General features: G+C 69.9%; 13 protein-coding genes. 11 read left to right on the forward strand and 2 right to left on the reverse strand.

What is annotated here, in order from left to right; all coding sequences use genetic code 11:
- The first annotated feature begins 102 nt into the window (after positions 1–102).
- The 7 genes from ACQGNW_RS01935 (at position 103) to ppa (ending at position 7,266) form a co-directional block, all read left to right on the forward strand.
- On the forward strand, positions 103–2,214 hold the full coding sequence (locus ACQGNW_RS01935; RefSeq protein WP_426661378.1) for a prolyl oligopeptidase family serine peptidase: 2,112 nt from the start codon (positions 103–105) through the stop codon (positions 2,212–2,214).
- 512 nt (positions 2,215–2,726) lie between these two features.
- A complete protein-coding gene (locus ACQGNW_RS01940) occupies positions 2,727–3,284 on the forward strand; it encodes a helix-turn-helix domain-containing protein (protein WP_426661379.1) in 558 nt (185 codons plus the stop codon).
- 236 nt (positions 3,285–3,520) lie between these two features.
- The gene (locus ACQGNW_RS01945) at positions 3,521–3,700 is read left to right on the forward strand and encodes a hypothetical protein (protein ID WP_426661380.1); all 180 of its coding nucleotides are present in this window, start codon (positions 3,521–3,523) and stop codon (positions 3,698–3,700) included.
- Positions 3,701–3,908: 208 nt separating this feature from the next.
- Entirely contained in the window at positions 3,909–4,103 is a 195-nt protein-coding gene (locus ACQGNW_RS01950; protein ID WP_426661381.1) for a hypothetical protein, read from the forward strand.
- Positions 4,093–5,553 (forward strand): MocR-like pyridoxine biosynthesis transcription factor PdxR, encoded by a 1,461-nt coding sequence (gene pdxR, locus ACQGNW_RS01955; protein ID WP_426661382.1) that lies wholly within the window; start codon positions 4,093–4,095, stop codon positions 5,551–5,553. The genes ACQGNW_RS01950 and pdxR overlap by 11 nt, the downstream gene beginning before the upstream one ends.
- 200 nt (positions 5,554–5,753) lie before the next feature.
- Complete coding sequence (locus tag ACQGNW_RS01960) at positions 5,754–6,584, forward strand: 2OG-Fe(II) oxygenase (protein WP_426661383.1); 831 nt, start codon at positions 5,754–5,756, stop codon at positions 6,582–6,584.
- 145 nt (positions 6,585–6,729) lie between these two features.
- Positions 6,730–7,266: an inorganic diphosphatase gene (gene ppa / locus ACQGNW_RS01965; RefSeq protein ID WP_426661384.1), complete on the forward strand. Its 537-nt coding sequence runs from the start codon at positions 6,730–6,732 to the stop codon at positions 7,264–7,266.
- Positions 7,267–7,323: 57 nt separating this feature from the next.
- Here ppa and ACQGNW_RS01970 read toward each other — a convergent pair whose 3' ends face one another.
- On the reverse strand, positions 7,324–8,283 hold the full coding sequence (locus ACQGNW_RS01970; protein WP_426661385.1) for a LysR family transcriptional regulator: 960 nt from the start codon (positions 8,281–8,283) through the stop codon (positions 7,324–7,326).
- A 98-nt stretch (positions 8,284–8,381) separates the two neighbouring features.
- Between ACQGNW_RS01970 and ACQGNW_RS01975 the strand changes: the two genes are divergently transcribed.
- From ACQGNW_RS01975 to ACQGNW_RS01985, 3 genes are read left to right on the forward strand one after another with little or no spacing between them, the layout of a single operon-like run.
- Positions 8,382–9,578 (forward strand): MFS transporter, encoded by a 1,197-nt coding sequence (locus ACQGNW_RS01975; RefSeq protein ID WP_426661386.1) that lies wholly within the window; start codon positions 8,382–8,384, stop codon positions 9,576–9,578.
- 26 nt (positions 9,579–9,604) lie between these two features.
- Entirely contained in the window at positions 9,605–10,669 is a 1,065-nt protein-coding gene (locus ACQGNW_RS01980) for an aldo/keto reductase (RefSeq protein WP_426661387.1), read from the forward strand.
- The gene (locus ACQGNW_RS01985; protein ID WP_426661388.1) at positions 10,666–11,682 is read left to right on the forward strand and encodes a zinc-binding alcohol dehydrogenase family protein; all 1,017 of its coding nucleotides are present in this window, start codon (positions 10,666–10,668) and stop codon (positions 11,680–11,682) included. The genes ACQGNW_RS01980 and ACQGNW_RS01985 overlap by 4 nt, the downstream gene beginning before the upstream one ends.
- A gap of 52 nt (positions 11,683–11,734) precedes the next feature.
- Here ACQGNW_RS01985 and ACQGNW_RS01990 read toward each other — a convergent pair whose 3' ends face one another.
- Positions 11,735–12,352 (reverse strand): ferritin-like domain-containing protein, encoded by a 618-nt coding sequence (locus tag ACQGNW_RS01990; protein ID WP_426661389.1) that lies wholly within the window; start codon positions 12,350–12,352, stop codon positions 11,735–11,737.
- Between the two features lie 195 nt (positions 12,353–12,547).
- Between ACQGNW_RS01990 and lipA the strand changes: the two genes are divergently transcribed.
- Complete coding sequence (lipA, locus tag ACQGNW_RS01995) at positions 12,548–13,525, forward strand: lipoyl synthase (RefSeq protein ID WP_426661390.1); 978 nt, start codon at positions 12,548–12,550, stop codon at positions 13,523–13,525.
- The last annotated feature ends 46 nt before the right edge of the window (positions 13,526–13,571 follow it).

The following is a 13,571-nucleotide window of genomic DNA, read 5'->3' on the forward strand; positions in this document are numbered from 1 at the left end:
GTCGCGTTTCGGACGTACCTGACTTTGGCCACGGGCGCGGTCCGCCAGCTGCGGCCACACTCGCCCCTCCCGCCGACCTGCCGCAGGACAAGGATTCCACCCATGACTTCCAAGACTTCCCTCTGGCTGGCGCTCGCGCTGGGCGTCACACTGGGCGGCATGAACGACGCCAGCGCCGCTGCCCAGCCTGTAGACCACGACGATCCCTACCTCTGGCTGGAGGCCACCCATGGCGCGCGCGCGATGGACTGGGTGAAGCGGCAGAACGCGATCACCGAGAAGGCCTTCGCCAGCTCCGCGGAGTTCGAGCGCGCCCGCAGCGAGATCCTCCAGGTGCTCGACTCCGAGGCGCGCATTCCCTACGTGCGCCGCATGGGCGAGTACCTCTACAACTTCTGGCAGGACAAGGCCCACCCGCGCGGCCTGTGGCGCCGCACCACGCTGGACGAATACCGCAAGGCCGACCCGAAGTGGGAGACCGTGCTGGACGTGGACGCGCTGAACAAGGCCGAGGGCAAGCGCTGGGTATGGAAGGGCGCACAGTGCCTGAAACCGGCCTACACCCGCTGCCTGCTCTCACTCTCGCCCGACGGCGGCGACGCAGTGGTGGTGCGCGAATTCGACACCGCCACCAGGTCCTTCGTGAAGAATGGCTTCGAGCTGCCGGTCGCCAAGACCCAGGTGGGCTGGATCGACCAGGATCACATCTACGTGGGCACCGATTTCGGCCCCGGCTCGATGACGCAGTCCAGCTATCCGCGCATCGCCAAGGAATGGACGCGCGGCACGCCGCTGTCCGCCGCCGTCACGGTGTACGAGGGCAAGCCCACCGACCTCTCCGTGAGCGCCTACCACGACCGCACGCCCGGCTACGAGCGCGACTTCGTGCAGGTGGCCATCGACTTCTTCCACAGCGAGACCTTCCTGCGCAGGGACGGCAAGCTGGTGAAGCTCGACCTCCCCAGCGACGCCAGCGTCGACGCGCACCGCGAGTGGCTGCTGGTGACGCTGCGCTCGCCGTGGACGGTGGGCGGCGTCACTTATCCCAACGGCGCGCTGATCGCCACCCGGTTCGACGACTTCATGGCCGGCAAGCGCGCATTCACCGTGCTGTTCAGGCCCGATGCGCACACCGCGCTCTCCAGCTACGCGTGGACGCGGCATCACCTGATCCTCGACGAACTGCACGACGTGCAAAGCAGGCTGGAGGTGCTCACCCCGCAGGCCGGCGAATGGCGGCGCGCAGCCATGCCGGGCGCGCCGGCCATGAGCACGGTGGAGGTGGTCGACACCGACCCCGACCACAGCGACGAGTACTGGCTTACCGTCACCGGCTTTCTCACCCCGCCCTCGCTGGAGCGCGGCGTGCTGGGCCAGGGCGAGGCCGGGACGATCAAGCACCAACCCGCGTTCTTCGACGCCTCGAAGTTCACCGTGAGCCAGCACTTCGTCGCCTCGAAGGACGGCACCCGCGTGCCCTACTTCGAGATCGCACCCAAGGACATGAGGCTCGACGGCAGCCACCGCACCCTGCTGTACGGCTACGGCGGCTTCGAGGTCTCGCTGCAGCCGTTCTACAGCGGCAGCATCGGCCGCGCCTGGCTGGAACGCGGCGGCGTCTACGTGATCGCCAACATCCGCGGCGGCGGCGAATACGGCCCCGCCTGGCACCAGGCCGCGCTCAAGGCGAACCGGCCCAGGGCCTACCAGGACTTTGCCGCGGTGGCGGAGGACCTGGTGAAGCGCGGCGTCACCTCCACGAAGCACCTCGGTGCCGAGGGCGGCAGCAACGGCGGCCTGCTGATGGGCAACATGCTTACCGAGTACCCGCAGCTGTTCGGCGCGATCGCCTGCGAGGTGCCGCTGCTCGACATGAAGCGCTACATCCACCTCGACGCCGGCGCCTCGTGGATCGCCGAATACGGCAACCCCGAGGACCCGAAGCAATGGGCCTTCATCAAGGCCTTCTCGCCCTACCAGAACCTGCGCAAGGGCGCGCATTACCCGCCGGTGCTGTTCTACACCACCACCAGCGACGACCGCGTGGGCCCGGCGCAGGCGCGCAAGATGGCCGCGAAGATGGAAGGCATGGGCATCCCCGACGTGTGGTTCTACGAGAACCTCGAAGGCGGCCACGGCGCCGGCGCGGACAACAGGCAGTCGGCGCACATGCACGCCATGGTGTACGACTTCCTGTGGAATGAACTGAAGTAGGCCGCTCGCACGTTGAGGCGAGCGCGGGGCTCCTGCGGCAGCTCCGCACCGGCGCGCCAGGCCGCACCGGTCCCGGCTTGGCCTCGTCGCCGGCAACACGCCACGCCTCCTTGTCACGGCGACCAGCCGCGCACTCGCAACACCCTGCGAGTGGCCTGCACGATTTCAGGCGAATTGGCCGTGTATCGCGCCATGACGCGTGCCTATGCTGCCCGACAGACGCTTTCGTAACGAATCGTTGACGATCACGCCAACCATTCCCCGGCGCATGCGTCTGGTTCGCCTGGCGACGTCCCCAATCCCAGGCGAATCCTTGCCCCTCCCCCTTCCCTGATCGCGGAACAAGGTCGATGCCAGCGCTGACCGCAACCCACGATGTGGATTCTTCCCGCCACGCCGCCGCGAACGGCAATGCAGCGGACTTCATGGGCGACGAGGTCCGCACACGCATTTCGTTCCTCGAACGCCCTCCACGCAGGCCCGGCGCCGGATGCAGCGGATTCGCGAACGACGTGCGCACCGCTTCGTCGCAAGCGCCGGCAGATGCCCCGGCCAGCCTGGCCGCGCGCATCCAGTTGCTGATCCGGGCCACAGGCAGCGCCAGCGCCATCGCGCGGCGTTGCGGCGTCTCCGAAGGCACGGTGCGCAACTGGCGCGATGGCCACAGCGACATGTCGCGCGAGCGTTGCGTCACCCTGGCGCGGGCGCTGGACATCTCGCTGCTCTGGCTTGTCGCCGGCGAAGGCGCGATGAGAGCCGAGCCCCGCGCTGCCGGCACGGTGGCCGCACATGCCGGCGCGCTGGTTCAATCCAGCGGCAGCGAGGCCGCGCCGCCATCTCGTGCGCCGGCGGTCGATCCGCAGCTGCTCGCCTCCGCCTTGCGCCTGCTGCAGTCGTACATCGGCCTGGCCGGCGGCTCGCTGGACTCACCGCAACGCGCCGAGGTGCTCGTCGAGCTCTACGAGCTGCTTGCGCATGCCGGCGAGCCGGGACACGCCGAGCGCCTGGTCGCCTTCCACGCCACGCTGGGCAACCTCCTGCGCGGCAACTGCTGCGCTCCGACCGCATGACCAGGGCGCGCTTCCGGCCGTGCGGCGCGAGTGCGCATGGACGGCCATCCAGCGCCGCCAGCCGACCCCGTCGCGGAAACACCCTCGCCCGCACGACGCCGTGACCGGCCAGCGCGCTGGAGAACCGGCGCGTCCACCGGAACACGACAGCACATCGCCACAGGCATCCGCTTGCCGAGCGGTGCGGATTCGCCAGAGCGAATTCCGATCCCACACCTCACTGAAAGGGGAGTCTCATGAGCACCAGCACGCGTGTTGCAGGCCGGCGCGATAGGCGAGTCGGCCTGCAACAAAGGCGTGGGTCCGGATGGCGCAACCCGGCCCCTGATCTCATCTCCATCAACAACTCCTATGGGGAAGCCCAGGTCTGGCAACCTCCAGGCATGGTGCGCCTGTCGGTCACCTACGATTACTGAGCCGCTGCGACGCCCGCCCGGCCGATGACCGGGCGGGCAGGCCCCTGCAAGCCGGAAAGCAACCGTTCCGCGGCACCAGCGCCATGACGCAACGGCGCCGAACGTCTCCTGGCGTTGCGTCCCACGAATGAATTTAAATGGCCATCTCCCGGCAAAATCGGGGGATGGCCATTGCTGTTTGTGGGACTCTGCACGGGAACACGCGAGCATGCTGACCGAACACCACCACCACGGCCGACGCCACGCGCGACCGGCCTGTGCGCCCAGCCCCATCGACCTCGACGGCATCGCGGTCGCCGGCCGGCCACAGCCGGACACCGGCAAGATGGATATGGCCGGCCGCCATGCATTCCACCGGCACGGCCGCCGCATCCGCCCACTGGAACCCCGGCATGTTCCTTGACCTGGACGGCGACGGGCCGCAGTACGCGCAGCTCACACGGGCGCTGAAGGGCGCGATCCTCGACGGCCGCATGGTCGCCGGCACGCGTCTGCCGTCCACGCGCGAACTTGCCCAGCAACTCGAAGTGTCCCGCACCACCGTACTGGCCGCCTACGAGCAACTGCGCGCCGAAGGCTTCATCAACGGTCGCATCGGCTCCGGCAGCTATGTGTCCCGCCTGCAGCTCGCGCCGGCGTTGCAACCTGCGGGCAACGCGACCGTGCCTCCCGCCTCGCGCTATGCCGAGCGTGCCCGCAAGCTGCGGAATCGCGGAATCGGCGGCATGCATTACGGCCTTCGCTACGACCTGCTGTACGGCGACCCGGTGACCAACCCCGCCCTGAACGCCGCATGGGGGCGCGAGTTGGCGCGGGCGGCCGCCTACTCGTCGCTCAGGGTGACCAGCTCATGGGGACTGCCGGCCTTGCGCCAGCAGATCTGCGATTACCTGGCGCGCCGCCGCGGCGTGCAGACACGGCCGGAGAACGTGCAGATCGTCACCGGCACCCAGCAGGCCTACGCGTTGTGCGCGCGCGTGCTGCTCGACGAGGGCGACACCGTGGCGCTGGAGGATCCGAACTATTTCGGCGCGTATCACGTCCTGGCCGCGCATGGCGCCAGCCTGTACCCGGTGCGTACCGACGACGATGGCCTGGTCTGCGCCGAGCTGCCGGACACGCCGCCGAAGCTGATCAGCGTCACCCCCTCGCACCAGTTCCCCACGGGCAGCGTGATGTCGCTGCCGCGCCGGCTCGAGCTGTTGCGCTACGCCGCAAGCAAGCGCTGCTGGATCGTCGAGGACGACTATGACGGCGAGCTTCGCTACGACGGTCATCCGCTGGCCGCGCTGCGCTCGCTGGACGACAGCGATCGCGTGATCTACGTGGGCACCTTTTCCAAGACGCTGTTCGGCGCGCTGCGCATCGGCTACATGGTGCTGCCGACGGCATTGCGCGACGACTTCAATGCCGCGAAGTACCTCAGTGACATGTCCTCGCCCGGCATCGAACAGGCGGCATTGGCGCACTTCATGGAATGCGGCGGGTTCGAGCGGCATCTGCGCCACGCGCGCAGGGAGCTGAAAACCCGGCGTGAAGTGCTGATCGCCGGCCTGCACCAGTACGCCGGCGAGCGCGTGCAGGTCGTGCACTCGCCGGCCGGCATGCACGTGGTGGCGTGGCTGGAGGGTTACGACCACGCACGTGCCGAGGCACTGATCGCGCACGCGCACGATCGCGGACTCGGCCTGCATCCCATCGCGCCGCATTACTTCGCGCCGCCGTCCCGGCCCGGCCTGCTGCTCGGCTACTGCAACCTGTCGATCGCCGAGTTGCGCGAGGCGATGCGCCTGTTCGGCGAGTGCCTGGATGCCGTCCCGGCCAGGGCAGGCCGAATCCGGCGACCGGCCTGACCCCATCCCTCCCGATTGGCGGCGGAACGCCCCTTGGCTCTGTCCATGCCCTGTCGCCGACGCCGCGCCCCGCCGTGGCGACCCGGCTCGCGTGGCAACTTGCCCGGCTGCGTCGGCGCAAGGTCGGCGCCGCACCGGCTCGCGTCGTCCCGGGCCTCGTGAAGTAAGCTTGGGCGAGCCCACACCCTGCCCCGCGCCCTATGAACCCGCCCGCTGCGATCAGCTCCGAACTGCGCGAATGGATCCTGGCCACCGCCCGCGCCGGCCACAGCCCGCAGGACGTGCTGGAGCTGATGCACGTGCACGGCTACGACCCGCGGCAGAGCCGCGCGATCGTGGCCGAGGTGCTGCAGCTGCCGCCCGATGCGTTGCGGACGGGCGCCGCCACGCCAGCCGGGCGCCGCACGAAGCATCCCGAAGGGCCGCTGGCGAGGGCGGGCGACCGCGAGGTCCGGGTGACGCTCGGCATGGAGCGGCCCGCGCTGCGCGTGCTCGATGGCCTGCTGACGGGCGAGGAATGCGACGAACTGGTCGCACTCGCCACGCCGCGCCTGGCGCGCGCGCTCACCGTGGACGCTGCGGGCAAGCAGCAGGTCGACCATCGGCGCACCAGCGTGGGCATGTTCTTCAAGCTGGGCGAGCTGCCACTGGTGGCGCAGCTCGAACAGCGCATCGCCGCGCTGCTCGACATCCCGGTGAGCCACGGCGAGGGCCTGCAGATCCTGCATTATCTGCCCGGCCAGGAATACCAGCCGCACTACGACTGGTTCGATCCGGGCCAGCCCGGCTACGCCACGATCACCGCGCGTGGCGGCCAGCGCATCGCCAGCGTGGTGATGTATCTCAACACGCCCGAGGCCGGCGGCGGCACCGCCTTCCCGGAGGTCGGCCTCACCGTCACCGCGCTGCGCGGTTCGGCCGTCTATTTCGCCTACGAGGGCGGCGACACGAGTTCGCTGCACGCCGGCCTGCCGGTGCAGCGTGGCGAGAAGTGGATCGCCACCAAGTGGTTGCGCGAGCGGCCGTACTGAGGCGGCTCGTCTCCTCCCACGAGCCGGCAAAGGGAGAGCGGAAGGGGCGATCTTGCGCCGGCGTTCAGCCCCGGCTGCTGCATCGCAACAGCCAGTGGCGTATCCTTGCGGGTTTTCTCCCTCCGAAATCGCGCAAGGACATCCCATGGGTCTGCACCTGGTTCCCGCCGGCCGCAACGTGCCGGACGAAATCAACGTCATCATCGAAATCCCCAAGGATGCCGAGCCGGTCAAGTACGAGGTGGACAAGGACTCCGGCGCGATCTTCGTCGACCGCATCCTGTCCACGCCGATGCGCTATCCCTGCAACTACGGCTACGTGCCGGGCACGCTGGGCGGCGACGGCGATCCGCTGGACGCGGTGGTGATCCTGCCGCTGCCGCTGACCGTGGGCTCGGTGATCCGTTGCCGTCCGGTCGGCATGCTGAAGATGACCGACGAGGCCGGCAGCGACGAGAAGCTGGTGGTGATCCCCTCGCCCAAGGTGTTCCCCGGCTACGCGCACATCAACGACATGAAGGGCGTGTCGCCGCACTGGCTGCAGCGCATCGGCCACTTCTTCGAGCATTACAAGGACCTCGAACAGGGCAAGTGGGTGAAGGTGGACGGCTGGGAAGGCGCGGAGGCGGCGAAAGCCGAGATCACCGCCGGCATCGCGCGCTACGAAGCGTCCAAGGCCTGAGCCGGCCGGACCTGCGGCGCGGCGCCCCGCGGCGGCGCGCCGTTTCTTTTGCGCGTTTCAGCGGCGCGCGCGCGGCACCCGCCTTGCTGCGCCGCTTGTCCTTGCCGCGGGGCGCTCCCAGGGCGGTGGATCGCCCAGCTTTTCCATCAGGAAGTCGGTGAACGCACGCACCCGCGGCGGCACCAGCCGGCGCTGCGGCGTCACGGCCCAGATGCCGCTCTCGGGCAGGCGGTAGTCCGGCAGCACCGCCTCCAGCCGGCCCGCAGCCAGTTCCTCGTGCACGTGCCACAGCGAGTGCAGCGCGATGCCCTGCCCGGCCAGCACGGCGTCGCGCACCAGTTCGCCCAGGGTGGTCTCGAAGCGGCCCTGCACGCGCACCGCGTGCTCGCGGCCGCGGCGGTCGGTGAACCGCCACACGTCCTGCCGCCCGTTGCGGCCGGACAGCAGCACGCATTCGTGTCCGGCCAGGTCGGCCGGCGTGCGCGGCCGACCGCGCCGACGCAGGTAGTCGGGCGAGGCGCACAGCAGGCGCCGGTTCGAGGCCAGCCGCCGCGCCACCAGGCTGGAATCGTCCAGCACACCGATGCGGATGGCCAGGTCGTAGCCTGCGCCCACCACGTCCACCAGCTCGTCGCTGAGGTGGGCGAACAGGCGCAGCCTGGGGTGGCGCGCCATGAACTCGGGCAACAGCGGCGAGATGTATTCGCGGCCGAACGCGGCCGACATCGTCATGCGCAGCGTACCCGACACGCCTTCGGCGCTTTGCCTCAGGTCGGTGGCGAGGGCGTCCAGTCCCTCGACCAGCACGCGGCCCTGGTCGGCCAGCAGCCGCCCTTCCGGGGTGGCATGCAGCTGACGCGTGGTCCGCTGCAGCAGGCGCACGCCAAGGCTGCGCTCCAGCCGCTGCAGGCGCTGGCTGGCCACCGCCACCGAGATGTCCAGACTGCGCGCGGCGGCGCTGATGGAGCCCTGGTCCAGCACGCGCAGGAACAGGGCGAGGTCGTCCAGGCGATCCACGTCTTTCAAGATTCTGTTGAAAATGAATTGCCATGTTGATGGTTTTTGTTGAATGCGCAAGTGCCTAGGCTGCGCACTCCCCTCGGCAGAGCGTCCCCATGGCTTCCCCCGTTTCCCGTACCCCGCCGGCGCTGTACGCGCTGGCCATCGGCGCCTTCGGCATCGGCACCACCGAATTCGTGATCATGGGCCTGCTGCAGCAAGTGTCCAGCGACCTCGGCGTGGACATCGCCACCGCCGGCCTGCTGATCTCGGGCTACGCCATCGGCGTGTTCGCGGGCGCACCCGCGATCACCGTCGCCACCCGTCGCCTGCCGCGCAAAGCGGTGCTGCTGGGGCTGATGGCGACCTTCACCCTCGGCAACCTCGCCTGCGCCCTCGCCGAAAGCTACGCCGCGCTGATGGCTGCGCGCGTGCTCACCGCGCTGGCGCACGGCACGTTCTTCGGCGTCGGGGCCGTGGTGGCGACATCGCTGGTGCCGGAACAGCGCAAGGCCTCGGCCATCGCCACCATGTTCAACGGCCTGGCGCTGGCCACCCTCGTCGGCGTGCCGGCCAGTGCGTGGCTGGGCTTGCACCTCGGCTGGCATGCGGCGTTCTGGGCAGTGACCGCGATCGGCGTGCTGGCGATGCTGGCTCTGGCCGTGCTGGTGCCGCCCACGCAGGGCGAAGCCGCGCCGGCGGCGCTGGGCACGGAACTGCGCGCGATCGCGAGCACACCGGTGCTGCTCGGCCTGGCTACCACGGTGTTCGGCTTCGCCGGCGTGTTCGTGGTGTACACCTACATCGAGCCGCTGCTGACCCGCGTGGCCGGTTTCGGCGACGCGATGGTCTCGCCCGTCCTGCTGGTGTTCGGCGCGGGCATGGCGCTCGGCAACCCGCTCGGCGGGCGACTCGCCGACCACCGCCTGTCCGGCGCGCTGGTCGGCACGCTGGCGGCGCTGGCCGCGGTGCTGGTGGTATTCGGTTTCGCACAGCACGCGCGCTGGTCGATCGCGCTGTTCACCGGCCTGCTGGGCATGGCGACGTTCGCCACCGTGGCGCCGCTGCAGCTGTGGATCCTGCGCCAGGCCAGCGATGCCCCCAGCCTGGCGTCCAGCCTCAACATCGGCGCCTTCAACCTGGCCAATGCGCTGGGCGCGTGGCTGGGCAGCACCGCGATCGCGCGCGGCGCCGGACTGACGGCGCTGCCGTGGATCGCCGCGCTGGTGACGGCTGCCGGCATCGCACTGGCGGCATGCGCGCTGCGCGATCCGCGTGCGTCCCGGACGACGGTGGCCTGCCCGCAGGCCTGATTCCTTCCCCACCACGGAGCTTCATCATGGATTACCGCTACCTCGGCCGTTCCGGTTTCAGGGTGCCCGCGCTGGGCCTGGGCACCGGCACCTTCGGCGGCAAGGGGCCACTGTTCAGCGCATGGGGCCGCAGCGGCGTCGCCGAGGCGAAGCGGCTGGTCGATCTCTGCCTCGACGCCGGCGCCAACCTGTTCGACAGCGCGGACGTCTATTCCGACGGTGCCGCGGAGGAGATCCTCGGCGCCGCGTTGCAGGGCCACCGCGAGCGCGCCATCGTCTCCACCAAGCTGACCCTGCGCGCAGGCGACGGCCCGAACGACGTGGGCGCCTCGCGCCACCATCTCGTGCGGGGCGTCGAGCGCGCGCTGAAGCGGCTCGGCACCGACTGGATCGACCTGCTGCAGCTGCACCACTTCGACGCGATGACGCCGGTGGACGAGGTGATGTCCACGCTGGACGACCTGGTGCGCGCGGGCAAGCTGCGCTACCTCGGCGTCTCGAACTTCTCCGGCTGGCAGATCATGAAGTCGCAGTCCGCCGCCGAACGCCACGGCCGCACGCGCTTCGTGGCCAACCAGGCCTACTACTCGCTGGTCGGCCGCGACTACGAATGGGAACTGATGCCGCTGGGCGAAGACCAGGGGCTGGGCGCCATCGTGTGGAGTCCGCTGGGCTGGGGCCGGCTCACCGGCAGGATCCGCCGCGGGCAGCCGCTGCCCGCGGGCAGCCGCCTGCACGACACCGCCGGCTTCGCGCCGCCGGTGGACGAGGCGCGCCTGTATCGCGTGGTGGATGCGCTGGAAGCCGTCGCCGCGGAAACCGGCCGCAGCGTGCCGCAGGTGGCGATCAACTGGCTGCTGCAGCGGCCCACCGTGTCCAGCGTGCTGATCGGCGCGCGCAACGAACAGCAGCTCGTCGACAACCTCGGCGCGGTCGGCTGGAACCTCACGCCCGCGCAGGTGGCGACGCTCGACGCGGCCAGCGCGGTGATGCCGCCGTATCCCTACTACCCTTACTGGAACGGCCCGTTCGCCGAACGCAATCCGCCGCCGGTAGCCGCCCTTCCCGTCCCCACGGAGTCGAACCCATGAAAGCCGTCGCCCTCACCCGCTACCTGCCCGCCGACGATCCCGAGTCGCTGCTCGACGTGGAACTGCCAAGGCCCGAACCCGGCGCACACGACCTGCTGGTGCGCGTGGAAGCCGTCTCGGTGAACCCGGTCGACACGAAGCTGCGCTCGCCCAAGCCGCAGTTGGAGGCGCAGCCGAAGGTGCTGGGCTACGACGCCGCCGGCACGGTCGAGGCGGTCGGCGACGCCGTGCAGGGCTTCCGCCCCGGCGACCGCGTGTACTACGCCGGCGACGTCACCCGCCCCGGCAGCAACGCCGAGTTCCAGCTGGTCGACGCGCGACTGGCCGCGGCGATGCCGCGCACGCTGGACTTCGCCCAGGCCGCCGCGCTGCCGCTGGTGGCGATCACCGCGTGGGAACTGCTGTTCCAGCGCATGCCGTTCGACAGCGAGAAGGGCGGCGCCGGCAAGTCGCTGCTGGTGATCGGCGGCGCCGGCGGCGTGGGCTCGATCGCGATCCAGCTGGCGCGCCGCGCGGGCTTCGCCGTGATCGCCACCGCATCGCGCGCGGAGACCGCGGACTGGTGCCGGGCGATGGGCGCACAGCACGTGGTGAATCATCGCGAGCCGCTGGCGCCGCAGCTCGCCGCGCTGGGCTTCGCGAAGGTCGACGCAGCGCTGAACCTCGCCGACACCGACCGCTACTGGGAGGTGCTGGGCGAGCTGCTGGCGCCGCAGGGCCATCTTGGCCTCGTCGTGGAGCCGAAGGGAGCGCTCAGGATCGGCGACCCGTACAAGGCCAAGTGTATCGGCATCCACTGGGAGATGATGTTCGCCCGGCCGCGCTTCCGCACGCCGGACATGGCCGAGCAGGGACGCATCCTGCAGCGCGTGGCCACACTGGTCGATGCCGGCGAACTCAGGAGCATCCAGCGCGAAGCGCTGGGGCCGATCAACGCGGCGAACCTGCGCGAAGCGCACCGCCGGCTGGAGTCGGGCGCGAGCATCGGCAAGCTGGTGCTGGCCGGCTGGTGAGACGGGACGGGCCGGCACGTGGCCGGCCCGCCGGAAGCCGCATGCGCGGCGATCAGCCGTGCTTGCGTCCGCCCTTCTTCGCTTCCGCCCGGCCGCCGTGCACGGGCGCCGGCCCGGCCGGCTCACCCTTCTTGCCCAGTTGCTCCAGCAAGGTATTCATGTCCTCGGCGTGCTCTTCCTCCATCGCCAGGATGCCCTCCAGCATGCGGCGGGTGGTGGGATCGGCGCTGCCCACGTAGTCGATCATCTCGCGGTAGCTGTCGATGGCGATGCGCTCGGCCACCAGGTCCTCCTTGATCATGTCCACGATGTCCTCGCCTTCCACGTAGTCGGCGTGGCTGCGCGCGGCCAGGCCCTCCGGCGAGAGGTCCGGCTTGCCGTCGAGCTGGGTGATGCGCTCGGCGATGAGGTCGGCGTGGCCCTGCTCCTCGTTCGCGTGCTGCAGGAACTCCGCCTTGATCGACTGCGAATGGATCCCCGACGCCATGTAGTAGTGGTACTTGTAGCGCAGCACGCAGACGATCTCGGTGGCCAGCGCGTGGTTGAGCAGCCTCACCACGGTGGCACGGTCGGCCTTGTAGCCGGCGGTCATCGCACCCTGGTCGATGTCCTGGCGGGCGCGCTTGCGGATGGCCTCGATGTCGCTGACGAAGGGCTTGGCTTTGGACATGGCTGGCTCCTGCGATCGGGTTCGGGCGGCGGCGACGCATCCGCCATGCGGGAAAGGTCCGGACAGCCTAGGAACCCGCGCGGGAAAGGCAGGTGAAGGCTTCCGCGCGGCCAGGCCCGCGCACGCCTGACCTACGTCAGGGCGACGCGCGGCGCGTGGCGGGAGACTGGGCGCGGTTCCCATCGACGCGTCCCCATGTCCCGCAGTCCCACCGTCCCCGACGGCAGCAAGTTCATCAGCCCGCAGGGCACTCGCGCAGTGAAGGGCGGCCAGAAGCCCAACACCAACAGCCAGGTGCCGGACGTGGATCGCAAGCCACCGTGGCTGCGCGTGAAGCTGCCCGGCGGCGCGCAATACGAAGCGGTGGCCGACATCGTGCGCACGCACAGGCTCAACACCGTGTGCGCCGAATCCAAGTGCCCCAACATCGCCGAGTGCTGGGGCCGCGGCACCGCCACCCTGATGCTGATGGGATCGGTATGCACGCGCGCCTGCAAGTTCTGCTCGGTCTCCACCGGCAACCCGAACGGCTGGCTCGATCCGCTGGAACCGGCCAAGGTGGCCGACGCGGTGGCGCTGATGGGCCTGAAATACGTGGTGCTCACCTCGGTGGACCGCGACGACCTTGCCGACGGTGGCGCCGCACATTACGCCGCGTGCGTGAGCGCGATCCATCTGCGCGCGCCGGATACCGCGGTGGAGGCGCTCACGCCCGACTTCGCCGGCAACCATGACGCGGTCGCCACCGTGCTGGACGCGGGACTGGCCACCTATGCACAGAACCTGGAAACGGTGCGGCGGCTCACCCACCCGGTGCGCGATCCCCGCGCGGGCTACGAACAGACGCTGAACGTGCTGGCTTTCGCCAAGCGTCACGCGCCCCAAACGCTCACCAAGACAAGCTTGATGCTGGGCCTGGGCGAAACCGACGCCGAGATCGAGCAGACGCTGGACGACATGCGCGAAGCCCACGTGGACGTGGTGACCCTGGGCCAGTACATGCGGCCCAGCCCCCATCACCTGCCGGTGCAGCGCTTCGTCACCCCGGACGAGTTCCGCGCGTATCGCGGGCTGGCGCTGGGCAAGGGCTTCGTGGAGGCGGTCGCCGGGCCGCTGGTGCGTTCGAGTTATCGCGCCGAACGCGTGCTGGAACACAACAACCTGGGGCTGTGACCCGTGCGCGACGGACAGCCCGCAGCGATGCCGCGAGGCATCAGGA

It is taken from the genome of Rhodanobacter aciditrophus, assembly GCF_050026795.1.
GTDB lineage: Bacteria > Pseudomonadota > Gammaproteobacteria > Xanthomonadales > Rhodanobacteraceae > Rhodanobacter_A.